Genomic DNA, 25636 nt, shown 5'->3' on the forward strand with positions numbered 1-25636 from the left:
CGTCAGTTGCGTGGCGTGCGAGGGGGCTCAGCCCACGATCGGCAGCCGCAGGGCCGCCGGGGCCGTCGCCGGGACGGCCGGGTTCTCCGGGGCCACGGGGGTAAGCCGTCGGTAGGGCTGCGACTGGGCGGGGCGCGGATCGGTCTCGCCCTTGTTGGGCCAGAACGAGAAAGCACGTTCCGCCTTGGCGGTGATGGTCAGCGACGGGTTCACACCGAGGTTCGCCGTCAGCGCGGTCCCGTCCACGACGGACAGTCCCGGGTAGTTGAACACCCGGTGGTACGGGTCGATCACGCCGTCCTGCGGCGAGGTCCCGATCGGTGCACCGCCGAAGAAGTGCGCGGTCATCGGCCTGTTGAAGATCTCGCCCCACGTCCCGCCCGCGATGCCGCCGATACGCTCAGCCGCACGTAGGTTCGCCTCGTGCCCGGCGGGGATGAACGTCGGGTTCGGCGCGCCGTGTCCCTGTCTCGAGGTGAATCTGCGGCGCCCAAACAGACCGCGCTTGGTGTAGGTGGTGATCGAGTTGTCCAGACTCTGCATCACCAGCAGCAGCATCGACCGCTCACTCCACCGGTAGCTGTTCAACAGCAACGTCATCGACCTGACCGGCTCCCGCGTGACCGTGCGCAGCAACTGCAGCCACCGCGGCATGGGCAGCGAACCGTCGGTGGCGACGGTCTGCAGCAGACCCATCGCGTTGCTTCCCTTGCCGTAGCGCACCGCCTGGATGTGCGTGTCGTCATCCGGGTGGATCGACGACGTGACCGACACGCCGTGAGTGAAGTCGAACTCGGAGTCGGCCGCGGACCGGCTGACGGCGATGATCGCCTCCGAGTTCGTGCGGGTCAGCTCCCCCAACCGCGGCGAGAGCTCCGGCAGTACGTCGTCGTCCCGCATCCGGTGCAGCAGACGCTGCGTCCCCCATGTGCCGGCGGCCAGGACGACCTGGCTCGCCGTCAGGCTGCGCCGGAAGCGGCGTGACCGCCTGCCCGTCCGGTGGACGTCCACCTCGAAGGACCCGTCGGACCGGGGCCGTACCGCGTCCACCGTGGTCAGCGGCATGACTTTCGCGCCGGCGCGTTCCGCGATGTAGAGGTAGTTCTTGACCAGGGTGTTCTTAGCGCCGACCCGGCACCCCGTCATGCAGGAGCCGCACTCGGTGCACCCGGTACGCCGGGGCCCGACGCCGCCGAAGAAGGGGTCGTCAGCGGTTTTGCCGGGCTCGCCGAAATGCACTGCGACCGGGGCCGGTTGGTAGGAGTCCGCCACGCCCATGTCGGTCGCGACCTTGAGCATCACCTTGTCGCAGGCGGTCGTGGTCGGGTTGGTGACCACGCCCAGCATGCGGCTGGCCTGGTCGTAGTAGGGCGCCAGTTCCGACTCCCAGTCGGTGATGTGCGCCCACTGCCGGTCCGCATAGAACGGCTTGGGCGGCTGATACAGGGCGTTGGCGTAGACGAGTGAACCGCCGCCGACGCCGGCGCCCGCGTTCACGATGACGTCCTTGAGCGGGTGGATGCGCTGGATACCGAAGCAGCCGAGCGCGGGCGCCCACAGGTAGCGTCGGAGATCCCATGACGTCTTGGCGAACTCGTCGTCGGCGAACCGGCGGCCCGCCTCGATCACGGCGACCCGGTAGCCCTTCTCCGTGAGCCGGAGGGCCGCGACGCTGCCCCCGAATCCCGAGCCGACCACTATCACGTCGTAGTCAGGTTCACTGACCGCAGGGGATGTCATGAGAGCTGCCTCCGGTCCCCGGTCCCCATCCACCGTGTCAGCCCGGCGGGAACGCCGAGACCTAGGGTGGTGAACAGGCCGGCGAGCTTAGCGTCCAGATATACGCCGACTTCGGCGATCTCCGGATCGTCGAAACTCGAGAAGCGAGTGCTGGGCTGATCAACGGAGAACCACAGCCGGTCGTCGTGGTCCTCGTAGATGGTGGTGCGCAGGGGCGCGTAAAGCATGGCCCCAGGGTTGTGGCGATACATACGCTCGGCAATAGTGTGATTGCCCATGAGATAGGCGGTGCAGCGGGTCGCGTGCCCAGCCAATCGCATCATCAGGTCGGTCTCGCCGCGCCAGTACAGCAGGAAATCGTGCGGAGCCTGCTGGTCGGTTATCCGACGGATCGTGGCCCAGTCGGTGCGGTCCGGGTCGAGGTCACCGAAGAGGCCCGGGTCGAAGAATGGAACCGCCTGCTCGTAGCGCTGACGGAATTCCTCGAACGGCAGGTCGACCGCGATTTCCAGCCGGCGCACCCGATTGATGACAACGCGCGTCCGACCCGTCACCGCTCGTCTCCTGGCATGATGGATCCGGACGGTGACCACTCGGCGGTATCGATCATCGAGTAGCTCTCGTCGTGCTTGTCGAGTCGCCGCATCCGGCGACCGTCGAACCGTGCGAGGGTTTCGCTGTCCAGGGGCGGGACGAACGCGTTGTTCACCACCGTGTACTCGGCGGCCAGACGACCGATCGGCGCGACAGCACCGGTGTCGATCCGCCCGTTGGGCAAGTAGAGGTCATCGCGGATGTAGAACTGCACGACCCGCCCCACCACGAGGTGGTTGATCTGGTCAGATGCGGGGACGATCATTTCAACCACACACTCGAACGCAATCGGCGCGCCCTCGATACGAGGTGGCTTCACGGCGGAACTGGGCACCTTCTTCACCCCGACCATGTCGAACTCGTCCTCATCGGGTTCGAATTCGCGCGCACTGAGGTGCAGGGGCAGTGCCTGCGGCAGGGTGGCCAGGTGGGTGACGAATTCGCCGGTGTCCCGCATGTTCACAAAGCTGTCTTTGAGCGTGACGCCGTCGGACCGGGGCTGAATGGACAATGAAACCATAGGGGGCTTACGGCCCACCACGGTGAAGAACGAGATCGGCGCCAGATTTCCGACCCCGTCTTCCGACAGAGTGCTTACCCATGCAATGGGTCGTGGAATGACGCTGCCGATCAGCAACTTGTACGCTGCTTCGGCCGTGAGGTTCTCGGCGTCGATGTACATTCGGTCATCCCTTCAGTCAACTGGGTCGACTGATCAGCCTCGACCCCGTTGCCATGCGTACGGTAGATCGAGCTATCCGGTTGTTGGTGCGCGCGGCGCCGGCGCATGAAGTCAACTCAGTCGAGCCACCGAGTTCCGGCATGCGATTCGCGTCTGGACACGATCCTGCGAACGACCAGAGCGACCTGGCGCCCTGTCACTGCGTCGAACCGACCTGGACATCCGACCGGAGTTGGCCCCGGATGCCACAGCCTCGGCGACTGACATCACCTCAACAGTCACCGCCCATCGGACTCCGCGGACCAGCACCCGCACATCGCGCACGAGACCAGCGCATCCGGTCAGCCTTCCCAGGACAGTTGGGTCACCCACATCGCGCAGACCCCCTGCACCAGATGCGGACGCCCCTGCGGCACGCAGCCCCGAAAACGACTCCTTCGTCATAACTGGAAACGCTAGCAGCCACTATAAGAAAGGTATAGCTCAATCATGTCAAGGCCTTGGCGATCACAGCCACAGGGGGCCGCTCGGCGCTCATGCATGGAAGACGTCCACCGGCGACCGAGTTCGCCCACGAGGCCCACATCGACGACCCGGCCCCGCCGGCCGAACTCGGCCTTGACATCGCCCTGGAGGGCACCGCGAGCTCCCTCAGCGGCAAGGCCACCATCCACGGCACAGTGAGGTGCACCAAGCCGGTGCAGGCAACCGTCACGGACAACGTCACGCAGGTTGAGAAGCGCGAGATCATCCGGGGCTCGTACTCCACGTCGGTGTCCTGTGCCCCGGGCGCTCATGCAACCTGGACCAGGGCCTCGCCGGTCAGCGAGCCGCCGATCCCGTCGAGTAAGACGTCCACGCCCCGGCCGTCAGTCAGCCTCGCCACGCCGTCCCGCAGAGATTCCTGGGACAGGTCGATGACGTCGTAGCCGGCCTTGCGTCCGAGTACGTCCTTCTCGGTCGTGCCGGCAGTGGAGATGGTCGACGCCGCCGAAACCGACGGATCCTCCGATGCCCGGAGCGAGCACGCTCTGCCCCGGCTGGACGGAGACGAGTTCCGTGAGAGCGAGGTAGCAGAACCGTTGCTGCACGCCGCCGCACTCGCCCTGGCCTCGGGCGACACGGATAGCGGGCGTCGGATCGCGGCGGCGAAAGCGGCTGTCGGCGAGACCTCGTACACCGCCGCCCGCACCGCCCTCCGACTCCCTGGCGCCGTCGGTTACACCGACGAGCTCGACCTGTTCTGTGATCCGCAAGGCACGCCCCCTGTGCGACGTTTGGGGCACACCGTCCGCCTGCCGCGCCTGCGTCGTCGCCCGCTGAGCACCTCACGCACAAGGACCGACGCATGAGACTGGGACATGTCCGCGACATGCCGTGCGCCGCGCTCGCCGCGGAACAGGTCGGCGCGGCCGAGCGTGCCCTGGAGATCACCGTCAACTACGCCGAGCAGCGGGTCCAGTTCGGCCGCCCATCGGTTCCCGCCAAGCGGTGAAGCACCGGCTCGCGGACGCCTGCAAACTGGTGGAGCCCGCCTGTTCAGCCGCGCTGCGCGCGGCTTTCGCCGTGGCCGAGGGCTCGACCGGACTGACCAGATCCTGCGCGGTCGCCGAGTCCGTCTGCTCCGAAGCCTTCACGGCAGTCGCGGGCGAGATGATCCAGTTCCATGGCGGTATCGGCATCACCTGGGAGCACGCCGCCCACCGGTACTTCAAACGAGCCCATAGCTCCGCACAGTTCTTCGAAAGACCGGCATGGCACCGCGCCCGCATCGCCCGTGACCTGGGTCTGCACACCGCGCCAGCGGTGGCGCGAACGTCCGGTTCGCCGCAGCAGCGGCCATGACCCTGAGGCATTCCCCGCAGTGCTGCGGCCACTGCCATGGCATCCGAGGGCGCGCAACGCCAGGAAGCCAACACGTCGTACGGCAAGGGTGATCAGGGTCGCCGGCTGGGCCTTCCTCATACCTGATCGGCTACACCGCATAGCGGGACACCGCCTTCGGACGGCTTGCGAGTCCCGAAGTCTCGTTGGCACGCAGTGACATGTCGCACACGTCTCCCAGACTGTTGACAGGCCATCGCGGAGTCCATGATCCTCCTGGTCAGAACATGGCGCATCACGGCAACAGCGGCTTGTAGGTACGCGCACGCTTTCGCGAGGTCCGGCTGGAACCTCACGGTCCGTGCCCGGCCCTTCGTCCGCGTTGATCCGCAGGCCCCCGACACAGCACCCTGTGCATCGGGTGGCAACAGATGCGAGCGGCCCCACGTGCTGCGTGCCGTGCTTCGCCTGGGCGCCACCCGGTGGCGCTTGCTCACCACCGTATTTCCGTGATCGGCCGGATCCTCCTGCCGACATCGGACGCTACGCGCTGCGCCGTTACCCACCCTCAATGCCTGGAGATTCCGTGCATCCGCATTTCCCCCCGAATCCCCCTGGCAGCCCGCCAGCACCGCTCCAAACGCACAATGCCGGACGCTCACAGCATGTAAGCGGACTCCGTGAGACCGCGCATCGCGCACAGCGCGACTTCCTTGTCGTCAACGGGGTCCCCTTCGCCGTCGGCATCACGCTGTCCTGCTTCACCGACGTCCCCGCGGTGCAGGTGTACGGCAAGCTCACCCTGGGACTGGTATGGGGCGTTCTGCAATGCGCCCTGTTCATTGCCACTGCCTGGTTGTACGACATGCGAAGTACCCGGTCGGCCGATCCCCTCGAACAGGCTCTGGCCTCTGACGTACTCCACACCGATGTATCCGATGTCGCCTCCGTCAACGGTTCCCGGTGGGTGACGCGGTGACTATGGACATCCTGGCCTCGGGCGTTCTCGACCCCATCGGTTCGGACGCGAGACGCCCCGTGATCATTGCCTTCCTCATCTTCATCGGAGCGGCACTGCTGTGGCTCTTCACTCTCGCCACGGCGGAGGAGGAGAATCCGGAGAGGCTCTATGTCGCCGACCGGTCCCTCTCCCCAGTCGTCAACGGATTCGCCATGGCCGGCGAACAGATCTCGGTCGTCACCCTTTTGGGGGTCTCCGGCGGTGTCGCCCTGTTCGGTTACGACGGGTTCACGTACGCCCTCGACTGCCTGATCATGCTCGGTGTAATGCTGCTCCTCGCACAGAAGATACGCACCAGCGGTCGCTACACCCTCGGTGACCTCTTCGCATTGCGGGCCCCGGGATCGGGGCCCCGCATCGCCGCGACCGCGGTGACGCTGGCCATCACGGTCCCTCTCATCGTGATCAACCTGCGGGTCGCCGGCACCAGTACGGCTCTCCTGATCGGCATGACGACCGACGGAGCGCAGGTGGTGTGCACGATCCTGATGGGTTGCCTCGTTGCATGCTTCGCCGCAGTAGCGGGCCTGAGAGGCAACAGCTTCATGCACGCCGCCAAGGTGCCGCTGACCCTGACGGCGCTTGCGGTCATCACACTGCTGGCCGTCAGAAAATTCGACTGGGACCCTGGATCTCTGCTCTCGGCCGCGGTGGACAACAGCATGGCGCCGGACAAATATCTGAAGCCGGGACTCTGGCCCTACACGGCATCTCTCGGCTCACTCAACACATTCGGCAGTCACATCGTCCTCATCCTCGGCATGGCCGTGATGCCTTATCAGATCCTACGGGTCAGCGCGTCCCGAACCGGCCGCACAGCACGGCGATCCATGAGCATCGCCACGGGACTGGTCGGCGCATTCGTTCTCCTGCTGATCACCACCGGCTTCGCATCAGCAGCCGTGGTGGGCGCGTCCGGTATCGGCGCAGTCGATTCCACTGGGCAGTCGTCCCCGATCCAGCTGGCCTCGGAGGTGCTCCAACACGGTTCGACGGGACGCATCGTGCTCATCACCGTCTTGGCATGCGTCGTGATCCTCACTGTGATCACGACCATGACCAGCGTGACCTTCGCTGCCGCTGTCTCTCTCAGCCACGATGTGTTCGCGCATGGCAAGCGCCCCCGCACGGAAACCGGAGAGGTGCGGGCACTGCGCGTGGCCGCCGTCAGCGTCTGCGCGGTGGGCCTGTCGCTGGCCGCTGTCATCCACCGATATCCGATTGAATTCCTGGCCGCCTTCTCGATCAGTGTTTCGGCTTCGTGCGTCTTCCCTACATTGATCTACTCCTTCTTTTGGAGTCGCTTCAACCGTCGAGGACTCCTGTGGTCCGTCTGCGGGGGACTACTGCTCTGCACCGTACTCACGGTCTTCTCGCCCATCGTCTCGGGAACCACGTTCGCCCTGTGGCCGCAGGCGAGTTTTGACTGGTACCCGTACCAGACTCCAGGTCTGATTTCCGTTCCTGCAGCGTTCGCCCTGGGTTGGCTGGGCAGCATCACCTCGTCTCGAGAATCCCAAGTCGACTTCCGGCACGTGCAACACGAAATCCTGACAGGGCAGAGAGACGGATGACTGGCCACTGATCCGTACCCACAGAGGCGAGTGAACTGACGGATGGCCCAAGGCAGTCGTCGCAGAATTGGGCACAGGCGCGCAGGTCGCATCAGCCGAGTGGGTACCGACAAGAACGACGCGTGGCACGGGCATCTCGATGAACACGGCAGAAACCCGGGTCTTCGATGTCGAGCGGTGTCCCTCGTCTCGGGCACTGACGTGGTGTCACGGTGCGTGAATGTCGTGGTGGTGACCGTCCCCTGGGCGCAAAGCGCCTCCTTGGCCTCAGGTACCGGGAGTCGGCGACAGCCGTACGCGGGACGTGTGTCCGCACAGGAATCGTCGCCTCTCACCGCTACCCACTCGGCCTGATCGAGGGCACTGCAGGGTGACTTCGTCCATCCCCATGCCCGTTCGACTCCTTCGTCTCGGGCAATGCAGCACGTTCTCCAAAGTCCCGTTTGCGCCGAGGGCCTCGCCGCGGTTTCCGTCTGATGCCCAGCGACCGCGACGCCACCCAGGACGCCTGCAGGACAGGAGGTCGCTGCGGGCCGTTCGACGGGATCAGCAGGACGGTTCGAGAATGACGACTGGGATCTCGCGTTCTGTCTTTTTCTGGTAGGTCTCGTAGTCGGGCCAGGTTTCCACGGCCACGGCCCACCAGGTTTCGCGCTCCTCACCCTCCGCCTGGCGTGCGACGTAGTCGCGGACGTCCCCGCCGTCCCGCAACGAGACGTGCGGGTCGGCCAAGATGTTGCGGTACCAGGACGGGTTCGTCGGCGCTCCGCCCTGTGAGGCGACTACGGCGTAGCAGGTGCCGTCTGTGACACGCATCAGCGGTGTCTTCCTGATTTTCCCGGATTTTGCGCCCCTGGTCGTAAGAATGACGACGGGGCGGTCCTGCAAGGTGCCGCCGTCCGCGCCGTCGGTGCGTTCGTAGCGCTCCACCTGCTCGGCGATCCAGCTCGCCGGGCTCGGTTCGTACGCGCCGGTCAATGACATCGTGATTCCTTTCATTGCGGGGATACAGCCGCGAGGTGCTTCTTCAGCGACAGCCGTGTATCCACGGCCTTCTCTCGCGGCAGGGAAATGCGGAGGCCCAGCGCCTTGCGCAGGACAAGGAAGTCGGCGGGGTTGTTGACGCACTCGGCGGCGACCAGGTGTTCACCGCGGTACCGCAGAACGGTCGTCCGGCCGGGCCGGGCGACCTCCCGGATCACAATGTCGTCGTCCGTGCGGGCCAGCCCGGCGATCTGAAGCTTCAGCGCCCCTTGGTCGGACCAGAACCACGGCACGCTCCGGTAGGGCCGGGCACGGCCGACGAGGGTGGTGGCGGCCGCTTTGGCCTGCTCGACGGCGTTGTCGATGCTCTCCAACCGCAGGCGGGGCGCGGGCTCCGGCGCCGGGGACGGATCGGGCAGGTTCGCGCAGTCGCCCACGGCCAGGGTGTGGCCGTCGGAGGTGAGCGAGTACGCGTCCACGACGATCCCGTTGTCACAGCGGAAGCCGGCGGCGCGAGCGAGTTCGTCCCGAGGTCGCGCACCCACGCCGACGAGGACGAGTTGGGCGGGCAGCTCCCGGCCGTCCTCCAGCTCAACCGCGCTGACCGTCCCACCGTCGCCGCGCAGCTCGCGGGGACGCACGCCGGTGAGTATCCGTACCCCTGCCCTGCGGTGAGCGGCTGCGACTACGTCTGCGGTGGCTTTGCTGACCACCCGGTTCATCAACACCGGGGCGGCCTCCACAAGGCTGGTCCGCACGCCTGCCGCTGTCGCGGTGGCGGCCACCTCGAGACCGACGAATCCACCGCCGATCACGACGAGGTCGGTGACGTTCATCAGCCGCCGCGCGAGGATCTCGGCGTCTCGGACGTCGCGGAGCATGAGGACTCCGTCGAGGCCGGCACCATCGATCCGCAACGCTCGCGGTTGCGCGCCGGTCGCCAGAACCAGGCGGTCGAACGCCCAGTGCCGTCCCGAGGCTGAGGTCGCCGTGCCGGCTCCCCCACCGGTCCAGTGCAGCTGGGTGACGTGCTCGTCCAGTACGAGATCGATCTGCTGCTGCGCGTAGAACGCAGGAGTGCGCAGAGCGAGTGATTCGATCGCGGCCTCGCCTTTCAGAAAGGCCTTGGACAGCGGTGGACGCTCGTACGGGGCGTGGCGTTCCTGCCCGATCAGGGTGATGGGGCCGTCCCAGCCGAGTTCGCGGGCGCTGCCCGCCACCTGAACACCGGCTTGACCCGCCCCGACGACGAGCAGTCGCGCTCCTCCGCTCACAGCTGCGCTTCCGGGACGGTCACGTGGACCTCCTGGCCGTCCCCCAGGACGAGCTGGCACGACAGTCGCGAGCTGTCCTCGCGTTCGGTGGCGGCGCAGTCGAGCATCTCGTCCTCGTCCTCGCTGACCGGTGCGAAGTCGTCGGTGTTCTCCTCGGCCAGGAACACATGGCAGGTCGCACACGACAGCGAGCCGCCGCACTGTCCCAGGATTCCGCTGACCGCGTTACGGACGGCAGTCTGCATGACCGAGTCACCGGCAACGGCCTCCACAACCGTCTCGGAGCCGTCGGGCTGGGTGTAGAACACTTTGGGCACCGGGATCACCAGGTGACCGGAAGGTCGGTCATCGGCTGGGTGAGGACGTCACGGCGGATCACCGGATCGCCGGCCTGCCGTAGCGTCGGGATGCGTTTGAAGATCTCGGCCATCCCGACCTGCATCTCCATGCGGGCCAGCGGCGCGCCCAGGCAGTGGTGCAGGCCGTGGCTGAGCATGAGGTGCGGGTTGTCCTTGCGGGTGATGTCGAACCGGTCCGGGTCCGTCACCACAGCGGGATCGTGGTTCGCGGCACCCGGATCGATGCTGACCGCCTCGCCCTTGGCGATCAACTGGCCATCGACGACGACGTCCTCGGTCGCGACGAACGGCACCAGGCCGCCACCGCCGCCCACCGGACCTCCGACCGCGAACGCCCCGTGCCGGAGCACCTCCTCGGCCGCGGTCGGGGCCAAGCCGTCGGGGTCGGCCAGGAACAGTTCACGCTGCTCGTCAGAGTGCAGCAGTGACATCACGCCGGTGGTCAGGAAGTTGGCGGTGTTGTCGAACCCTCCGACGATCAGGATGAACGCGATCGGCAGGATCTCCGCGTCGGTCAGGGTTTCGTCCTTATCGCGCGCGTGGGCGAGGGAGCTGAGCAGGTCGTCCCGCGGCTCTGCCCGTCGCTGGGCGATCAGGTCGGTCATGTAGGCCGCCAGCTCGCTCATGTCCTCGGCGATTTCCTGCTCGGTCCTGCCTGCCACCGCCATCGTGGAGGAGCTCCAGCGCTCGAACTTCTCCCGGTCGGCGGACGGCACACCGAGGAGCGAGCTGAGCATCTCGACGGGCAGCGGCACGGAGTACTCGGCGACCAAATTGCGGACGCCGCCGCGGGCAAGCATGCCGTCGATCAGCTCTCCTGCGAAGGCTGCGGCCGAAGCCCGCATGTCGCGCACCCGCCGCGGGGAGATCGCCTTCTGGACCAGCCTGCGCAGCTTCGTGTGTTGGGGCGGGTCTTCGAACTGCAGCGTGGTGCGCAGAAAGTCGGGGAACGGCACATAGAACGGGACGACGCGTTCCCCGGTCCGGAAGGACTCGCGGACGAACCGCCGATCGGCGAGGATCGTGCGGGCCGCGCGGTTGCGGTGCACGATCCACACGTCACCGCCGTACGGCATGGTGAGCTTGGTCATCGGCCGGTCGGCCATCAGCCGCTTCAGGTGCTCGACGGCCTCCTCGGGAGGTAGCGGCGCGAACGGGAATTCGGTGCCCGCGGTGGCGGTCTCGGTCATCGTCTTCTCCAGGCGGGGGTCAGGTGGTGTGGGGCTGCGGGACGGCGACGACCGCGGGTTGGGCGGCCGGGGTGATGGCGATGATCTCGTCGAAGCGCTCGGCCACGGTCTCGACGGTCAGGGCGGGGTCGTGGATACCCGCAGTGGTCAGCACAGCCATTCGAGTCACCGCACCGCCCGCGGCGTTGAAGACTTCGCCGGTCACCCGGCAGGCGGGGTGAACGAGGAAAGCCACCACCGGCGCGACGTGTTCGGGCAGCAGCTGAGTGCGCAGATAGGCCATGACCTCCGGTGACAGCGACTCGGCGGAGTTCTCGGCCATGCGGGTACCAGCGCCCGGGGCGATGGCGTTGACCAGGATGCCGTGTTCGGCGCCTTCGATGGCCAGGTTGCGGGTGAGTGAGAACACGGCGCCCTTGGAGCTGCCGTAGTGCGTCATCAACGGGTTGCCGAGCATGGCGGCCGAGACGGTGTTGACCACCCGGCCGCTGCCGGATTCGGTCAAGTGCGGCCAGGCCGCCCGGCAGACGTGCAGGGAACCGAAGAAGTGCACGTCGAGGTAGCGCTGGTACTCCTCGGCACCGATCTCGTCGAAACGTCCGGTGCGGACGATTCCGGCGTTGTTCACCACCGCGTCCAGCCGGCCGAACTCCTCGACCGCTGCGTGGACGACCGCCACCGCACCGGCTTCGGTGGAGACGTCGGCCCGCACGGCCACGGCCCGTCCGCCGGCGGCCCGGATCTCGGCGACGACGTCCGTGGCGGGATCGTCACCGTCCACTCCGGACCCGTCGACGCGAGCGCCTAGGTCGGCGACGACGACGGACGCGCCGCGGGCGGCCAGCAACAGTGCGTGCGCACGGCCGATACCGCGCCCGGCGCCCGTCACCACGACGACGCGGCCGGTGAAAGACAATGTGTCCACAGGAATTCCCAATCGTTCAGGGGCGGTTGCCGCCGCCGCTCGCGCGCACCTCGGCCGTCCACACAGTGCCGTTGCGGTTGCGTCGTGACTCTTCGAAGTCCATGACGTCGAGCCCGGCGCAGACGAACAGGGTGCGCCGGTCCGGGCCCCCCAGGACGCAGGCCGGCGGCAAGGCCTGCTCGGCGTCGAAGCGGACGATGTCGGTGATCGCCCCACCCTCGACGAGCCGAGCCACGGCCGGGACGGCCGGAAACCCCGCCCAGACGCCACCGTTGTCGTCGAGACAGATACCGTCGGGCAGGGACGGCGTGGACGCGAAGACCCGGCGGCCACTGAGGCGGCCGTGCTCGTCGCGGTCGAGCACGGTGATCCGGTTGGCGAACGCCTCCGCGGTCACCACCCGGTTTCCGTCGCCGCTGACCGCGATGCCGTTGGCACCGCCGAAGCCACCCAGTTCGGTCAGCGCGCGGGCGGAGCCGTCCGGTTCCACGACCAGCAGGTCGGAGTCTTTCGGTGCTTCCCCCGCGAAGAGCTCGAAGCCGAGCTGGGTGACGTAGGCACGGCCATCGGCATCGACGACCATGTCGTTGATCGGGCCGGTGGCGAGGTCGCCCAGATCGGCGTGTTCGACGAGGTGCTCGCCGTCGAAGGCCAGGACGAGCCGCTCGTGCATGGAGGTGACGATGAGCCTGCCGTCGGGCAGCCAGCCGAATCCGCCCGGGATGACCTCGGTGCCATTGACGGATGTACGCGCGGCGAGGTCGACCATGGTCTCCGGATCACCCGCCGCGTCCAGTCGAACGATCCGGTGGGCGTACATGTCGCTGAACCAGAACGCGCCGTCGTGCCACCGCGGGCACTCGGCCCACGTGTAGCCACACGACAGCTCGCGCGGGGCAATTTCGCGGGCGTCGGCGAAAGGGTCGACGGCGGTGCCGGTCATGAGGCCTCCAGAAAAGTGGAACGGAAGCGGGCTCGGAGCAGCGCCCCGATGTCGGCGATCGCGAGCCACCCCTTGGCCAGGTAGGCGGCCTGCAGCAGGAATCCGTGATACGCGCCGGGATAGCGGGTCAGCGTGGTCAGCACCCCGGCTTCCCGGAGCCGGTTCGCGTATCGCTCGCCCCAGTCCCGGATCGGGTCGCAGTCGGCGGTCACGACGATCGCCGACGGGAGGCCGCCGAGGTCCGTCGCGTAGGCGGGGATGCGGTAGGGACTGTCCGGGTGGCCCGTGCCGCTGTCGGCCATCTCGTTCAGATACATCACGTCATCGCGGGACAGGATCGGGGCGTCGGCGCACTGGGTGATCGACCGGGCCCCCAAGTCCCGATCGAGGCCTGGGTACACGAGGACCTGGCAGCTGATCGCGGGACCACCGCGGTCCCGCGCGGCGAGGGCCACGGCCGCGGCGAGGGTACCGCCGGCGCTGTCGCCGACCACGGCGAGCCGATCCGGGTCGACGCGGAGCTCGGCGGCGTGCTCGGCGACCCATTGCGTCGCGGTGTAGGCGTCGTCGAACTGTGCCGGTGGTGGGTTTTCCGGCGCAAGGCGATAGCCGACGGACACGACGGTGGCACGGCTCGCGTCGGCCAGACTGCGGGCGACCGGCTCGAAAGAGTGGATCGTGCCCACGCACATGCCGCCGCCGTGGAAGTACACGAGCACGGTTGCCGGATCGTCCAGGACGGGTCGGTAGATCCGTACGGGGATGTCACCGTGCGGACCAGGGATTTCCCGGTCCTCCGTCTGTGCCATCTCGGGCAGCCCGGCGGGATGCGGCGCCGCTTCGAGGGCGTCGCGGATCGCGGCGATACCGCGTGTTCGCATCGGCGGCACGTCAGCCGTCGCGGCGGCGATGGCCGCGGCGTCGGGGTCCAGCGGGGGCAGGGACATCGTGCTCTCCGGGGATCAGTCGGTGGGGACGGTGAACTCGCCCGACGGCAGGAACGGAGCGCTCCGATTGATCAGCACGTCCGCTCTGGCTGCCATCGCGTCCCGCACAAAGCCCTGGGAAACCAGGTAGAACTCTCCGCCGGCGGCCTGTATGAACAGCGGTCGCGGTGACGCCTTTGGTCACCGAGAACACCGGGAAGAGGGTGCGCTCGTCGGCCGGTATGCCCTTCTTGGTGTCGGCGACACCGGCGACGGCGTCGACGATCAGCTCACCGCGGTGGTAGGCGGCGACCGCGATGCCCTTCTCCCCATTTCCCTCGCACGGTCGAGCGCCTTGAGGATGCGGGGATCGGCGTTCATCAACCCTCCTGGGTGCGGCTGGTTCGCCCGACGCTAAGCGGGCGCGGGGCGCCCGCCTGCGTGATGTTCCGGTCAGTGGACGGCTTCAGGTCGTGACTTCTCGCCGGGCGATGAGCCACTGGCCGTGCTCGTGCAGCAGTTCGTCGTGGCAGAAGCCGACGGCCAGGATCGCGGCCGGGGTGCCTTGGCTCACCAGCAGGAAGTAAGAGCGTGCCGTGGCCCGGTCGGGGTCGACATACACCTCCAGGTTGGTGATCACATGCCGGTTGCCCGAATCCGGCCCGGCATGGCCGAGATCGCGCATCGACCCCAGGCCCGAAAGGACCTCCGCGCGGCCACGCCAGATTGCTCCGGGCATCGACCACTCGATGTCCGCGGTGAACAGGTTTCCGAGCTCCTCGAGCCGTCCTTCGTCGGCCAGACGTGCGAACGAGGACAGGGTGTTGGTGATCTCCACATCCCGAATGTGCCTCCGCTCGTGTCGTCGTGGGGTGCGACTGTCCACTCACCGGACGGTTTGCCGGTGGCCCGGCGATCGGCTGGGCAGGGTGGTTCCATGACGAGTTCGGATCTTTCGGTTGTTCTTCGAGACGGCGTCGGATTGCTGGAGCTGCGCCGGCCACCGTCGAACTTCTTCGACGAGCAGCTCATCGGGAAGCTCGTCGACGCGGCCCGCGAACTCGACGACGACCCGAGGTGCCGGGCCCTGGTCCTGGCGTCGACGGGCAAGCACTTCTGCGCGGGAGCGGACTTCGGTGCCGGTGGCGGGTTCGAGCAGGACCGGGTCACTGTGTCGGAGCGGCTCTACCGGCGGGCGGTCCAGTTGTTCGAGATCGGCACACCGATGATCGCCGCCGTTCAGGGCGCGGCGGTCGGCGGTGGACTCGGTCTGGCCTGCGCGGCGGACTTCCGCGTCGCGGACCGGTCGAGCCGGTTCGTCGCCAACTTCGCGTTGCTGGGCTTCCACCACGGGTTCGGCCTGAGTGTGACGTTGCCCGACCTCGTCGGGCGGCGGGTCGCGGCCGATCTGCTGATGACCGGCCGGCGCGTGGGAGGCGAAGAGGCCGTCCACATCGGACTGGCCGACCGGCTCTCGGCACCCGGCCGCCAGCGCGAGAACGCCCTGGAGTGGGCCCGGTCACTGGCGGCGGCCGCACCGCTCGCAGTTCGGTCCATCCGCGCGACACTGAGGGCGGACATGGCAACACGGTCCGCGAGGCGCTGGAACACGAACTCGTGGAACAGACACGGCTGTGGGCGACCCACGACTGCGCCGAAGGCATCGAAGCGAGCCTGGAACGACGCACTCCGGTGTTCCGCGGAGAATGATCTCGTCTGGTCGCCCAGAGCGCGCGACCAGCCGACGCCCTCGCGATGTACAAGTCCGTGCGCAGCGGATCGTGAACTGTGAGGTGCTCTGGGAGAAAAACTCGCCGGGGTCCGCCTCGCAACCTCGTCCACCTCGACTCCGGCTCCCCAAAAAGGAGGTCAGCGAGGCGAACCGCATCCCCCACGCCAAGGTGAGGCCCACCTACCCTCGATCATTACCTACCCCCAAATCAGCGACAGAGCGCAGAACTTGAGCCAGAACCACAGCCGTGAATAGGGCCACTCGTTGCCCCCGGAGGGCCGTCGGCCGCTAGGGCGGGGCCCGGTAGCGGAAAGGATGCGCCCCTTCCGTTGGGCCCCGCGGGCAGTGGACGCGACGGCGGTCTCCTGGCCGTTATCTGCTGGGTGGATCAGAGTGGTGAAGCGGGCCCGCAACCGCGGCCTTCACAGGCCGGTCACCGTGGACAAGCAGGTGAGGATCGCAGCCCTGGTGAGCTCAGCTGAGGGCGTGTATCTGGGACAGACCCTGCTTGACCTGCCGGGTGACGTCGTCGGCGAGGATCTCGGGCAGGGCCGCTTCGATGCCGTCCAGGGCCTGGGCGGCGACGTCGGCCGGGTCCGCCTTGTCCGCCGTGGGCATACCGGCGGTCATGTCGGTGTCCATCAGGCCGACGTGCAGCGCGGAGACGGTGATACCTCGGGGTGCCAGTTCCTCTCGGACGGCATTACTCATCGCCCAGGCTGCGGCCTTGGACGCCGCGTAGGAGCCGGCCTGGGCCGGGTGCCACCAGGAGATCACGGAGAGGATGTTCAGGACGGCTCCGCCGCCGTTGGCCTCGATGACCGGGGCGAACTCGCGGGTGACGGCGAGCGGCCCGTGGAAGTTGGTTCCCATCTCTGCGCGGACGGCCGCCAGGTCGCCGGCGATCAGCGGGGTGCCGAGGGAGATGCCGGCATTATTGATCAGCAGCGTCGCATCGGACGCAACACGGGCGGCCTCCCGGATCGTGGCCTCGTCCGTGACGTCGAGCCGCAGCGGCGTGACGCCGTCCAGGTCCACGGTCTCCGGTCGGCGGGCAGCCGCGTACACCTTCGCCCCGCGCTGCACGAGTTGCTCGGCCAGGCGGCGTCCCAGCCCACGGTTGGCGCCGGTCACCACAGCGGTCGCACCCTTGAGTTCCATGATCCATCACTTCCGGTAGGTTCAGAGGCCGTACCGACGGCCCCCGCGAATAGATTACTTGCGTAATCTAAACTCGTGCCATCATAGATGGCAGGCGGAATCTACTTGCGAGGTGGGCGATGGGCCGGGTATCGCAGGCGCAGGCGGAAGAGAACCGGCGCCGCGTCGTCGAGGCCGCGTCGCGACTCTTCAAGGAGCAGGGAGGCCAGATCAGCGTCGTGGAGGTGATGAAGAAAGCCGGCCTGACTCACGGCGGCTTCTACAAGCAGTTCGCCTCCAAGGAAGCGCTCTTCGACGAGGCCACCACGCACGCCTTCGCAGCCTCGGGCGGAGGCACCGCGACCGAGGCTGCCTCTCCTGAGGCCGAGATCGACGCGTATCTGTCCACCAAGCACCGCGACGACGTCGCCGGCGGTTGTCCCGTGGCAGCCTTCGCAGCCGACATCGCGCGCGGTCAGGGCGGTCCCGCAGCGCAGCGCCAGTACAGCGAGGGCGTCAGCGAGATGGCAAAGCGTCTCGCCACGGACCAGGACGACGGCCTCAGTCGGCTGTCCACCATGGTCGGCGCGCTCGTCCTCGCACGCGCGACCAAGGGCGAACCCGTCTCCGAGGAGATCCTCGCCACCGCCCGCAAGGCGCTGGGCCGAGGCGACTGACATCCCCGGAGCTGACGGAATGGCATACCCGAGGCTGACGAACCCGTCTCCTCCGTCAGCCCCAAGTGGTCAGCATTTTGGCTGATCCGCAGGGATCCGTATGGACCGGACGACGGAGAGGGCCTCAGCGGCGTGGGCCTGGGCTCTCGCGCCCATGTGCTGTCTTCGACGGGCTCTTTCCGTCTGTGTAGCCGGCGCTCCGCGCTGTCTCTGTCGTCGATCGGCGTTGTAGCCGTGACCACCGCCTCGCCCACAGGTCCTCTCCGCTCCACCATCCTCGGGGGATTGCCGCCCTGCCCTGCCGCGAGTCCACGCGACGGCCGGGGGTGGGGGGCCAGGACCACATGGACCACCACTGGCAGATCCATGTGGCCGTTCCAGGGATGTCAGTGGTCGAAGTACCGCACCCCTATCTGCTCGCGCACGCTGTCGAGCGTGCGCATGATCGCCACGGTCTCGTCCAGCGGCATGATGTCGCTCTCCGACTCCCCGGCCAGCAGCCGCTCCTGGACATGCCTGGCCTGGTGGTGCATACCCCCGCCCGCCGTGTCGTCGTCCTCACCGTCGCGAGCGGCGTGAAGACTCAGGCGCTCGGTGGTATCACGTGTCCGGACAGTCAGTTCGTCCGGGCAGTGCATCATGAACGGCAACTCGATGTGGCCTTCGGTGCCGGTGATCCGGGCCGTGGAGCTGAGTGTGGCCCTCATCGAGCACTGGGTCAGTGCGACCGCGCCGCCGGAGTAGCCGGACAGGACGGCGGTGTGCTCGTCCACACCGGTCTCGCCGAGCGTGCCGTACGCCGTGAGCCGGTCGGGGGTGCCCAGCACCATGCTGGCAAGGGATACCGGGTACACGCCCAAGTCGAGCAGGGCACCCCCGCCGAGGGCACGGTCGAACAAGCGGTGCGTGGGGTCTGCCGGGAACCGGAATCCGAAGTCGGCTTCCACGGACTGGACTTCGCCGATGGCGCCTTCGGAAAGCAGTTCCCTGATCTTGACGTAGGCCGGCAGGAACCGGCTCCACATCGCCTCCATGAGGAACAGGCCGCGCGCCCGGGCCACTTCTGCCATCTCGGCGGCTTGTGCGGCGTCCAGCGCGAAGGCTTTCTCGCACAGCACGGGGCGTCCCGCGTTCAGGAACAACAGGGTGTGCTCGTGGTGGTGCGAGTGGGGCGAGGCCACGTAGACGATGTCGACGTTGCCGTCGGCCGCAAGGTCCTCGTACGAGCCGTGCCGGTGGCGGGGCGCAATGCCGAACTTCTCACCGAACGCGTCGGCCGTCTCCCGGTTGCGGGAGCCGACGGCGACCAGTTGGGCGTCCGGCAGCCGACCCAGGGCATTGGCGAATCCGTTCGCGATAGTTCCGGTGCCTGCGATGCCCCAGCGAAACGACATGAGAGCTCCGTAGATTGTCGGGCGGCCCGAGAGGGCCAGGGGCCGTGTATGGGAACTTGTCTTCAGTGGCGGTCGTTGCTCGTCGCCGATCTTGTGAAGCGCGTGCTGGAACTCCTCCTTGTCGGTCGCTGATCTCAGGTCCCGGATGCGGGCCAGGGGAACGCGAGCTTCGGCGAGCGTTCGGATCTTGACCAGTTCGATGGTGGCGTTCGCGTCGTACCGCCGGTAACCGGACGCATCGCGATCGGGTTCAGGTGGCAGTCCCTTGTCGTGACAGACGCGGCTGGTCTTGACCGACACTCCGACCTGTTTGGCCGGCTGCCCGATGGTGATCACTCGACCATCGTCCCGCTTGACCCTTCCCTTGGGGCAAGGTTGCAACATGGCCAGGAGGGGCACCGCGTCGCCCAGGAGTTCCTCGACGTCGTCTCCGTCGAGGTCCAGGGCGTCTGTCACTGCCCGACCATCACGAAACGGGTGCGTCCGCTGGAGCAGTACACGCCGGTGCCGATCCGGCGGCCGGTGCTCGCGCGCCGGGAGCCGTCCGGGGCGCGGGAACGGGCCCGCCGGTGCCGCGGTTCGCGGTCGCCTGGGCTGAGGTGACAGTCGGGTTGAGGAACATCGTCCAACGCCTGGCGTACGGTCACACCGGGCGCTTGCTCCCTCTGCACCGGGCCGGCACAGCCCCTGCGTCAGTTGACGGTGACTTGTACCGGATCGGACTCGGTCGACCCCTTGGCGTTGGTGAGGACGGCCTTCAGGCTGTGCTTTCCCTTCGCCACTCCCGACAGAGTCACCTTCGCTGACTGGGCGTTCGGTGTGTGGGCGGTCAACGAACCCTCGCCGACGACTGCTCCGTCAAGGAAGAAGGTGTAGGAGGTGGCGTTCGTACCCCACCACAGATTCGCGGTGGCGGTGAAGGTGCCGTCGTTGTCCCAGTTGTCGTGACTGACCACGGGCTTGCCCGGTGCGGCATCCGTGACCGTGACGGTCGTGGTGTTCGTGGCTGTCGTGCCCTTCGAGTTGATCAGTTCGGCCCGGTACACGTAGGTACCGTTGGCCTTGTCCTTGAATGTGGTCTCGACTGACTGCGAAGTGCCGCCGGCTCTGTCCGGCACCCGCGCGGAGACGAGCTTGTCGTTCTCGTACAGACGGTAGAAGCTGCCCGGAGTGCCGTGCCAGAGGTTCATCGTCACGCTGTAGTTGCCGTCGTGGAGGCCGCGCGTCCATCCGCTGGTGTTCTTGAGGGCGCCGGCGCCGGGAGCCGAGGGCGCGGAGACGAAGTTCCGCAGAGCGTCGCGCGTGGCGTGGTACGCGGGCTTGGGGTTGTACTCCTCGTCGAACATGAGCGGCTTCGCGCCCGGCAGCCAGGTGTAGGCGTGCTTGTCGGTGAAGCCCCAGAAGCTGATGTCCCGGATTCCTGCCGCCAGCGCCTCGGCCATGACGTCCCCGTAGATCTGCGTCTGCTGATCCACGTCATAGGTGTGTACGTCGAGTTCGGTGACGGCGACGTCAAGTCCGAGCGCCTGGTAGGACTTCGCCATCTGCGTGATGACCCCGGGCTCGGGACCCGCCAGGGTCTCGTGCATCTCGAAGCCCACCCCGTCGATGGGCACACCGTCGGCTACCAGATCGGCCACCAGGTCATAAAGTTCCTGGCGCTTCTCCGGATAGAACTCCACCAACGACTCGTTGATGAACAGCTTGGCGTCGGGGTCCGCGGCGTGCGCGATGCGGAACGCTTCCGCAATGTAGTCGGGGCCGAGGACCTTGTAGAAGTCGTTCTGCACGAGTCCGGTCCCGCCGAAGGTGGAGAACGGTTCGGTCACGACGTCCCACCGGTCCATCTTCCCGTGGTAGCGATCCATGATCGTGTTGAAGTGGGTCTTCATCACGGAACGGAGCTCGTCAGGGTCGGTTGCCTGCGTGACGTAGTCAGGATTGCAGCAACCGGAGATGAGGCCGTGGCCTTTCACAGCCATGTCATGATCCTCGGCGAACTTGACGAGCTTGTCGAGGCCGGCGAACTCGAAGTCATCCTTCAGCGGTTGGACGAAGTTCCACTTGAGCTCGTTCTCGGGCGACAGGCTGTCGAACTGCTCCGCCAGCGTCTCGCCGAACTGGGGTTCGTCGAGATAGTTGGGATTGGTCGCCCCCGAGCCGATGAGAATCCCTTCTTTCGCGGCCAGTTCGCGGAGGGTGGTGTCCGTGGTGTCTGAGGCAGCTGAGGCGCTGGCGGTCGGGAAGACCACGGTCATGAGCCCGATGGTGACGGTTGCGAGCGCCGCGCCTATGCGGTGCATTCTCATTGAACGGTGTCTCGCTTTCCTGTTGAGGGATGACCCGAGGCGCTGCGGCATCCGGGGAGATGAACCGTGTGCTGTCCCGGTGGCCGCGAGCGCGGCTCGGCCCGACACCGCCTCTGCGGCATGACAGAGTGCGGTAGTTGAGGCGGTCGCTCAGTGGCCGGCGAGGGCCGGGACGACCTTCGTGGCGCAGAGTTCGGCGAACCAGTGCGCGCTAAGTTTCGGAATGCGTTCCTGGGTGTCGTAGTCGACACGGACGATGCCGAAGCGAGGGCCGTAGCCCATGGCCCATTCGAAGTTGTCGAGCAGCGACCAGACGAGGTAACCGACCACGTGGGCGCCCCGCTCCCAAGCGCGGTGAGTCGCCGTCACGTGATCGATGAGGAACTGGGTCCGGTCGCGGTCGACTACCACGCACCGGCCATCCGATTCGCCGACCGTATCCTCGAAGGCCGCGCCGTTCTCCATCACCATGATCGGCAACGCGGGGAACTCCTCGGAGAGAGCGACCAGATGGTCTTCCAGCCCTCGCGGTTCGATCCCCCAGTCCATCGCCGTTCGTCCCAGGTCGCCGCGGCGTACGTACTCGATGCGCTCGGAGCCCGGAAAGGAAGTGCCGCCGGCGCTTTCCGTGCTGGGGTCGAAGTCCCGCTTCTCACGGACGTGCGCGACCTCGTAGTAGTTCACCCCGAGCAGGTCGAGCGGCTGGTGGCAGATCTCCAGGTCGCCCGGGAGCACGAAGTCCCAGTCCGTGAAGGACCTGGTGTCAGCGAGGAGGTCGGCCGGGTACTCACCTCGGAGCATCGGCCCGGTGAACACGCGGTTGGCCACCGCATCGAGGCGACGCGCAGCCTCGGCGTCCTCAGGGGTTTCGGCTTCGATGCGGAAGATGTTCAGCACTACAGACAGCTGCGCCTCGGGGTTCGTGACGGTGCGCCGAAGTGCCGCCACAGCCAGTCCGTGGGAAAGGTTCAGATGGTGCGCGGCCTTGAGTGCGTCCGCATGGCTCTTCACGCCGGGCGCGAACGCGCCACTGCCGTAGCCGGCGAACGAGTTGTTCCACGGCTCGTTGTGGGTCGACCAGATGGCGACCCGGTCGCCGAGGGCCGCCCCGACGATCTCCGCGTACTTCTCGAAGGCGAATGCGGTCTCACGGCCGCGCCAGCCGCCGTAGCGGTCCTCCAGCGCCTGCGGCAGGTCCCAGTGGTTGAGCGTCACGATCGGCTTGATGCCGCGCGCAAGAAGACCGTCGACGAGCCGCGAGTAGAACTCCAGCCCTTCCGGGTTGACTTCGCCCTCGCCGGTGGGCATCACGCGCGGCCAGGAGATGGAGAAGCGGTAGGCGCCGAGCTTGAGCGAGGCCATCAGGTCGAGGTCGGTCTCGACGAGGTGGTAGTGGTCCGCGGCGACGTCACCGGTCGCGCCGTCGGCGGTCTTCCCCGGCGTGTGGCTGAACGTGTCCCAGATGGACGGGCCCCGCCCGCCCTCCTTCGTGCCGCCCTCGATCTGATACGCGGCGGTCGCGGCGCCGAGGATGAAGTCGGGCGGGAACGTCAGGTGCCCGCGGACGGTCGTGTCGCGATACATGGAACAGCCTCTCTGGTGACGTGGCGCCAAAACCTATCAGCCGAACAGTTATCGGCACAGAGGCGTGTCAGCACGAACTTCACATTCACATGCGCGAATACCTCGACTGTCGAGGACCGGCCGGACTTCAATGCCCCGCGCGTCGCACCGCCCGCCGAGGGGCAGCGAGGATCGCCCCGGCAGTCCGTTACTCGTCCGAACGCGATCCGTGGCGCTCCTCGCAGCGCACAACGTGCCGAAATCGCCCAGCACTTCCAGGGCGCGCGCCAGCCGCTTCCCGGATTGGGCGGCAAGTTGAGCCATACGCTGACGAAGCGTCAGGGTGCACCAAGCGGACTGGCGGTCGGCGCCACCTTCGGCGCGCATCGCCGCGTAGGCGGCTAACGCCAGGCTTTACGCGTGCCGAAGTTCAGGTTCGCGGCGCTGGCGAACGCGGTGAGATACGCCGGCCGTTGAGCAACTACCGGATGCGACCTGGAGCATCCGCCAGCATCTCCCCCACAATCACCGAATGCAGCGGATCGCGACCGAAGTTCAGCCGACGTCGCCGCCGTCGCCCCGGTCGGCGTCCTGCGAAGTCGCCTGCTGGGCCCAGTGCGCGCGAGCGGCCGCCACAAGGCGCCAGAAGGCATCGACGGCCTCGACCACATCCACGTCTTCCCGATAGCGCCGCTGGAGCTGAAGTCCGTCCTGCACGGCGATCCCCAAAGTGGCGATCACCTCCGCACTGACCCCCATCGGCGCACCCTCGGCAGCAGCGGGGCCGGGATCGAGCGTCTGCGTCTGGGCCGCGCGGTAGTGCTCGGCGAAGTAGGCGTGCGCCGGGTGATCGCGATCGATCGCCTCGGCGGAGAGGATGATGAACAGGGACGTCAGCCCCTCATGCTCCGCGGAGTGACGCGCGACCTCCCGCGACCGGGTCGCGACATCCGTGGCATGCAGCTCCGACAGGTGGTCGGCGACCGACGAGTCCCGCAGGTTGAGCACTTCGACCAGGAGCTCTTCCTTGTCGGCGAAGTGATGGAGCACCCCTGTCTGCGTGAGACGCATCCGCCTGGCGAGCTCACGCATCGACGAATGCACATATCCGGATTCGGCAAAGAGCTCGGCTGCAGCGGCGATGATCTCCCGGCGGCGCTGGAGCCCCTTGCGATAGGGCCCGCGAGGCCCGGTGAGTTCCGCCATGCCTTCAACATACAGCGAGGCGGTGTCGCGTCCGGCCCGGGTGTGGGCGTGACGATGAAAACTCTACGAAAACTTGTCAGGTGAAATGTGTTACGTGATACTGACGGCCACCACGACATCCGGGACGACATCTCAGCCGGGTACGCAGCGGCGTGCGCGACGTTCGGGTGACGGGGTTCGCGCACCTCGCGGGAGCTTGCATTGCCCGGGGGCTGCTACTTGGCGCCGCCGGAATCACGGCACACCGCCTGGACATAGGAGTACAGATGCGATCCATTCGAAGGTCCCTCGCTGTGCTTGCAGCGGTCGTGTTGACCGCCGTCACTGCCGGCTGCGGATCGAGCGACAGCGGCGACGCCGACGGCAAGATCACCCTCAACATCTCGACCTTCAGCGAGTGGGGTTACGCCGGTCTCCTGAAGGAGTACCAGAAGCTCCACCCCGACATCACGATCAAGCACAACCGCTTCGCTACCAGCGACGAGGCCAAGGAGCAGTTCCAGACCGCCCTCGGCGCGGGCTCGGGTCTCGCCGATGTCATTGGTGTCGAAGGCGGCTGGATGCAGCAGCTCCTCAAGCACCCCGACAACTTCGTGGACCTGACCTCTCCAAAGGTGGAGGGCCGCTGGAAGGACTGGAACACAAAGCTCGCATCCACGGCCGACGGCAAGCTGCTCGGATACGCGACCGACATAGGTCCGCAGACCATCGCTTACCGCAGCGACCTGTTCAAGGCGGCCGGCCTGCCGACCGATCGTGAAAAGGTCGCCGAACTCTTCGGAGGTGACGACGCGACGTGGGACGATTTCTTCGCCGTCGGCAAGCGGTTCGTGGATGCCAGGACGGGACCGGCGTTCTACGACGCGTCGGCCTCGGTAGCGACGAGTTGGGCCGACCAGTACAGGGTGCTGTGGGAGGACCCGAAGACCGGCGACATCATCGCGGACAAGAACAAGGATCTGCGGAACATCTACGACACGGTGACCTCGCACGAGGACCTCTCGGCCCATCTGGCGCGGTGGAGCGAGGACTGGGTGAGCGCGTTCCAGAAAGACAAGTTCGCGGTCATGCTCGCGCCGTCGTGGATGCTCGGCGTCATCAAGGGCAATGCGGCCGGAGTCAGGGGATGGGATGTGGCCGACGTCTATCCCAACGGCGGTGTCAACAGTGGCGGTTCGTACCTGAGCGTGCCGAAGCAGTCGAAGCACCCCAAGGAGGCGCAGGCGCTCGCAGAGTGGCTCACCGCCCCTGAGCAGCAGACGAAGGCGTTCAAGGCGTCGGGCAACTTCCCCAGTCAGATCGAGGCGCAGAAGAGCCCGGAAGTGCAGAAGGTGACCGAGCCCTTCTTCAACGATGCGCCCGTGGGAAAGATCCTCACCGAACGCGCCTCGAACATCACCATGGTGCCGTACAGGGGCGAGAACTACTTCGCGATCGCCGCGGCGTTCAATGACGCCATCAACCGCGTCTCCGTGGACAAGACCCACTCCGCCAAGGAGTCGTGGGACATGTTCGTCGACGCTCTGGATGCGCTGAAGTGATCGGTTGGTCCGAACATTCGAGGGCGCCCGCCGCACAG

Annotated in this window: 26 protein-coding genes and 1 pseudogene; 8 read left to right on the forward strand and 19 right to left on the reverse strand. The window is 67.0% G+C overall.

Going from position 1 to position 25636, the window contains the following annotated elements:
* Positions 1-27: 27 nt before the first annotated feature.
* From STRTUCAR8_RS08740 to STRTUCAR8_RS08750, 3 genes are read right to left on the reverse strand one after another with little or no spacing between them, the layout of a single operon-like run.
* The gene (locus tag STRTUCAR8_RS08740; RefSeq protein WP_006375210.1) at positions 28-1740 is read right to left on the reverse strand and encodes a GMC family oxidoreductase N-terminal domain-containing protein; all 1713 of its coding nucleotides are present in this window, start codon (positions 1738-1740) and stop codon (positions 28-30) included.
* Positions 1737-2294, reverse strand: a complete 558-nt coding sequence (locus tag STRTUCAR8_RS08745; protein WP_006375207.1) for a DUF302 domain-containing protein — start codon at positions 2292-2294, stop codon at positions 1737-1739. Before STRTUCAR8_RS08745 ends, STRTUCAR8_RS08740 begins: the two co-directional genes overlap by 4 nt.
* Positions 2291-3016: a flavin reductase family protein gene (locus STRTUCAR8_RS08750; protein ID WP_006375211.1), complete on the reverse strand. Its 726-nt coding sequence runs from the start codon at positions 3014-3016 to the stop codon at positions 2291-2293. The genes STRTUCAR8_RS08745 and STRTUCAR8_RS08750 overlap by 4 nt, the downstream gene beginning before the upstream one ends.
* A gap of 536 nt (positions 3017-3552) precedes the next feature.
* Between STRTUCAR8_RS08750 and STRTUCAR8_RS54025 the strand changes: the two genes are divergently transcribed.
* The 3 genes and pseudogenes from STRTUCAR8_RS54025 to STRTUCAR8_RS08765 all read left to right on the forward strand — a co-directional run bounded on the left by STRTUCAR8_RS54025 (position 3553) and on the right by STRTUCAR8_RS08765 (position 4861).
* The gene (locus tag STRTUCAR8_RS54025) at positions 3553-3945 is read left to right on the forward strand and encodes a hypothetical protein (protein ID WP_006375194.1); all 393 of its coding nucleotides are present in this window, start codon (positions 3553-3555) and stop codon (positions 3943-3945) included.
* 33 nt (positions 3946-3978) lie between these two features.
* Positions 3979-4368 (forward strand): acyl-CoA dehydrogenase family protein, encoded by a 390-nt coding sequence (locus STRTUCAR8_RS08760; RefSeq protein ID WP_179200448.1) that lies wholly within the window; start codon positions 3979-3981, stop codon positions 4366-4368.
* A 20-nt stretch (positions 4369-4388) separates the two neighbouring features.
* A pseudogene (locus tag STRTUCAR8_RS08765) lies at positions 4389-4861 on the forward strand (acyl-CoA dehydrogenase family protein).
* 637 nt (positions 4862-5498) lie between these two features.
* Here STRTUCAR8_RS08765 and STRTUCAR8_RS53705 read toward each other — a convergent pair.
* Positions 5499-5669: a hypothetical protein gene (locus STRTUCAR8_RS53705; protein WP_179200447.1), complete on the reverse strand. Its 171-nt coding sequence runs from the start codon at positions 5667-5669 to the stop codon at positions 5499-5501.
* Positions 5670-5821: 152 nt separating this feature from the next.
* Between STRTUCAR8_RS53705 and STRTUCAR8_RS08775 the strand changes: the two genes are divergently transcribed.
* Positions 5822-7435, forward strand: coding sequence for a sodium:solute symporter family transporter (locus STRTUCAR8_RS08775; RefSeq protein ID WP_006375199.1), 1614 nt, complete (start codon positions 5822-5824; stop codon positions 7433-7435).
* Between the two features lie 546 nt (positions 7436-7981).
* On the opposite strand, the gene STRTUCAR8_RS08780 is transcribed toward STRTUCAR8_RS08775, so the two are convergent.
* The 8 genes from STRTUCAR8_RS08780 to STRTUCAR8_RS55590 are packed head-to-tail and all read right to left on the reverse strand — an operon-like array spanning position 7982 to position 14325.
* Complete coding sequence (locus STRTUCAR8_RS08780) at positions 7982-8419, reverse strand: nitroreductase family deazaflavin-dependent oxidoreductase (protein ID WP_006375206.1); 438 nt, start codon at positions 8417-8419, stop codon at positions 7982-7984.
* Between the two features lie 11 nt (positions 8420-8430).
* Entirely contained in the window at positions 8431-9693 is a 1263-nt protein-coding gene (locus tag STRTUCAR8_RS08785) for an NAD(P)/FAD-dependent oxidoreductase (protein ID WP_006375205.1), read from the reverse strand.
* A complete protein-coding gene (locus STRTUCAR8_RS08790) occupies positions 9690-10010 on the reverse strand; it encodes a 2Fe-2S iron-sulfur cluster-binding protein (protein ID WP_044471889.1) in 321 nt (106 codons plus the stop codon). Before STRTUCAR8_RS08790 ends, STRTUCAR8_RS08785 begins: the two co-directional genes overlap by 4 nt.
* Before the next feature lie 5 nt (positions 10011-10015).
* Entirely contained in the window at positions 10016-11242 is a 1227-nt protein-coding gene (locus tag STRTUCAR8_RS08795; protein ID WP_006375221.1) for a cytochrome P450, read from the reverse strand.
* Between the two features lie 19 nt (positions 11243-11261).
* Positions 11262-12167, reverse strand: a complete 906-nt coding sequence (locus STRTUCAR8_RS08800; protein WP_006375220.1) for an SDR family NAD(P)-dependent oxidoreductase — start codon at positions 12165-12167, stop codon at positions 11262-11264.
* A 16-nt stretch (positions 12168-12183) separates the two neighbouring features.
* Positions 12184-13110 (reverse strand): SMP-30/gluconolactonase/LRE family protein, encoded by a 927-nt coding sequence (locus tag STRTUCAR8_RS08805; RefSeq protein ID WP_006375195.1) that lies wholly within the window; start codon positions 13108-13110, stop codon positions 12184-12186.
* Positions 13107-14057 (reverse strand): alpha/beta hydrolase, encoded by a 951-nt coding sequence (locus STRTUCAR8_RS08810; protein ID WP_006375197.1) that lies wholly within the window; start codon positions 14055-14057, stop codon positions 13107-13109. Before STRTUCAR8_RS08810 ends, STRTUCAR8_RS08805 begins: the two co-directional genes overlap by 4 nt.
* Positions 14002-14325: a serine hydrolase gene (locus STRTUCAR8_RS55590; protein WP_407705465.1), complete on the reverse strand. Its 324-nt coding sequence runs from the start codon at positions 14323-14325 to the stop codon at positions 14002-14004. The genes STRTUCAR8_RS08810 and STRTUCAR8_RS55590 overlap by 56 nt, the downstream gene beginning before the upstream one ends.
* Between STRTUCAR8_RS55590 and STRTUCAR8_RS54030 the strand changes: the two genes are divergently transcribed.
* A complete protein-coding gene (locus tag STRTUCAR8_RS54030) occupies positions 14209-14454 on the forward strand; it encodes a hypothetical protein (protein ID WP_234372699.1) in 246 nt (81 codons plus the stop codon). The genes STRTUCAR8_RS55590 and STRTUCAR8_RS54030 overlap by 117 nt on opposite strands.
* 48 nt (positions 14455-14502) lie before the next feature.
* Here STRTUCAR8_RS54030 and STRTUCAR8_RS08815 read toward each other — a convergent pair whose 3' ends face one another.
* Positions 14503-14874: a nuclear transport factor 2 family protein gene (locus STRTUCAR8_RS08815; protein ID WP_006375200.1), complete on the reverse strand. Its 372-nt coding sequence runs from the start codon at positions 14872-14874 to the stop codon at positions 14503-14505.
* A 99-nt stretch (positions 14875-14973) separates the two neighbouring features.
* Here STRTUCAR8_RS08815 and STRTUCAR8_RS08820 point away from each other — a divergent pair, with 99 nt between their 5' ends.
* Positions 14974-15828, forward strand: a complete 855-nt coding sequence (locus tag STRTUCAR8_RS08820; protein ID WP_006375204.1) for an enoyl-CoA hydratase/isomerase family protein — start codon at positions 14974-14976, stop codon at positions 15826-15828.
* Positions 15829-16242: 414 nt separating this feature from the next.
* On the opposite strand, the gene STRTUCAR8_RS08825 is transcribed toward STRTUCAR8_RS08820, so the two are convergent.
* Positions 16243-16929 (reverse strand): SDR family oxidoreductase, encoded by a 687-nt coding sequence (locus STRTUCAR8_RS08825; protein WP_006375190.1) that lies wholly within the window; start codon positions 16927-16929, stop codon positions 16243-16245.
* Positions 16930-17048: 119 nt separating this feature from the next.
* On the opposite strand from STRTUCAR8_RS08825, the gene STRTUCAR8_RS08830 reads away from it, so the two are divergent.
* Positions 17049-17585 (forward strand): TetR/AcrR family transcriptional regulator, encoded by a 537-nt coding sequence (locus STRTUCAR8_RS08830; protein ID WP_006375208.1) that lies wholly within the window; start codon positions 17049-17051, stop codon positions 17583-17585.
* Positions 17586-17971: 386 nt separating this feature from the next.
* Here the strand turns inward: STRTUCAR8_RS08830 and STRTUCAR8_RS49475 are convergent, their stop codons facing one another.
* From STRTUCAR8_RS49475 to STRTUCAR8_RS08855, 5 genes are all read right to left on the reverse strand, one after another.
* Positions 17972-19435, reverse strand: coding sequence for a Gfo/Idh/MocA family protein (locus STRTUCAR8_RS49475; protein ID WP_006375218.1), 1464 nt, complete (start codon positions 19433-19435; stop codon positions 17972-17974).
* Positions 19432-19626: a hypothetical protein gene (locus STRTUCAR8_RS08840; RefSeq protein ID WP_006375214.1), complete on the reverse strand. Its 195-nt coding sequence runs from the start codon at positions 19624-19626 to the stop codon at positions 19432-19434. Before STRTUCAR8_RS08840 ends, STRTUCAR8_RS49475 begins: the two co-directional genes overlap by 4 nt.
* Positions 19627-19671: 45 nt before the next feature.
* A complete protein-coding gene (locus STRTUCAR8_RS08845; RefSeq protein ID WP_234372698.1) occupies positions 19672-21237 on the reverse strand; it encodes an endo-1,4-beta-xylanase in 1566 nt (521 codons plus the stop codon).
* A gap of 201 nt (positions 21238-21438) precedes the next feature.
* Positions 21439-22872 carry a GH1 family beta-glucosidase gene (locus STRTUCAR8_RS08850; protein ID WP_006375193.1) on the reverse strand — a complete coding sequence of 478 codons (1434 nt, stop codon included), beginning with the start codon at positions 22870-22872 and terminating at the stop codon, positions 21439-21441.
* Between the two features lie 534 nt (positions 22873-23406).
* Positions 23407-24057, reverse strand: coding sequence for a TetR/AcrR family transcriptional regulator (locus tag STRTUCAR8_RS08855; protein WP_006375198.1), 651 nt, complete (start codon positions 24055-24057; stop codon positions 23407-23409).
* A gap of 266 nt (positions 24058-24323) precedes the next feature.
* On the opposite strand from STRTUCAR8_RS08855, the gene STRTUCAR8_RS08860 reads away from it, so the two are divergent.
* Positions 24324-25598, forward strand: coding sequence for an ABC transporter substrate-binding protein (locus tag STRTUCAR8_RS08860; RefSeq protein WP_044471885.1), 1275 nt, complete (start codon positions 24324-24326; stop codon positions 25596-25598).
* The last annotated feature ends 38 nt before the right edge of the window (positions 25599-25636 follow it).

It is taken from the genome of Streptomyces turgidiscabies Car8 (assembly GCF_000331005.1).
GTDB classification, from domain to species: Bacteria; Actinomycetota; Actinomycetes; order Streptomycetales; family Streptomycetaceae; genus Streptomyces; species Streptomyces turgidiscabies.

Bases quoted from the DNA above. Each gene is read 5' to 3' on its own strand.
- STRTUCAR8_RS08750 (WP_006375211.1), bottom strand. From the start codon at position 3,016: ATGTACATCGACGCCGAGAACCTCACGGCCGAAGCAGCGTACAAGTTG.
- STRTUCAR8_RS08825 (WP_006375190.1), bottom strand. From the start codon at position 16,929: ATGGAACTCAAGGGTGCGACCGCTGTGGTGACCGGCGCCAACCGTGGG.
- STRTUCAR8_RS08775 (WP_006375199.1), top strand. From the start codon at position 5,822: ATGGACATCCTGGCCTCGGGCGTTCTCGACCCCATCGGTTCGGACGCG.
- STRTUCAR8_RS08860 (WP_044471885.1), top strand. From the start codon at position 24,324: ATGCGATCCATTCGAAGGTCCCTCGCTGTGCTTGCAGCGGTCGTGTTG.
- STRTUCAR8_RS08740 (WP_006375210.1), bottom strand. From the start codon at position 1,740: ATGACATCCCCTGCGGTCAGTGAACCTGACTACGACGTGATAGTGGTC.
- STRTUCAR8_RS08795 (WP_006375221.1), bottom strand. From the start codon at position 11,242: ATGACCGAGACCGCCACCGCGGGCACCGAATTCCCGTTCGCGCCGCTA.
- STRTUCAR8_RS08780 (WP_006375206.1), bottom strand. From the start codon at position 8,419: ATGTCATTGACCGGCGCGTACGAACCGAGCCCGGCGAGCTGGATCGCC.
- STRTUCAR8_RS08855 (WP_006375198.1), bottom strand. From the start codon at position 24,057: ATGGCGGAACTCACCGGGCCTCGCGGGCCCTATCGCAAGGGGCTCCAG.
- STRTUCAR8_RS08845 (WP_234372698.1), bottom strand. From the start codon at position 21,237: ATGACCGTGGTCTTCCCGACCGCCAGCGCCTCAGCTGCCTCAGACACC.
- STRTUCAR8_RS08805 (WP_006375195.1), bottom strand. From the start codon at position 13,110: ATGACCGGCACCGCCGTCGACCCTTTCGCCGACGCCCGCGAAATTGCC.
- STRTUCAR8_RS54025 (WP_006375194.1), top strand. From the start codon at position 3,553: ATGCATGGAAGACGTCCACCGGCGACCGAGTTCGCCCACGAGGCCCAC.
- STRTUCAR8_RS54030 (WP_234372699.1), top strand. From the start codon at position 14,209: ATGAACAGCGGTCGCGGTGACGCCTTTGGTCACCGAGAACACCGGGAA.
- STRTUCAR8_RS08810 (WP_006375197.1), bottom strand. From the start codon at position 14,057: ATGTCCCTGCCCCCGCTGGACCCCGACGCCGCGGCCATCGCCGCCGCG.
- STRTUCAR8_RS08850 (WP_006375193.1), bottom strand. From the start codon at position 22,872: ATGTATCGCGACACGACCGTCCGCGGGCACCTGACGTTCCCGCCCGAC.
- STRTUCAR8_RS08820 (WP_006375204.1), top strand. From the start codon at position 14,974: ATGACGAGTTCGGATCTTTCGGTTGTTCTTCGAGACGGCGTCGGATTG.
- STRTUCAR8_RS08830 (WP_006375208.1), top strand. From the start codon at position 17,049: ATGGGCCGGGTATCGCAGGCGCAGGCGGAAGAGAACCGGCGCCGCGTC.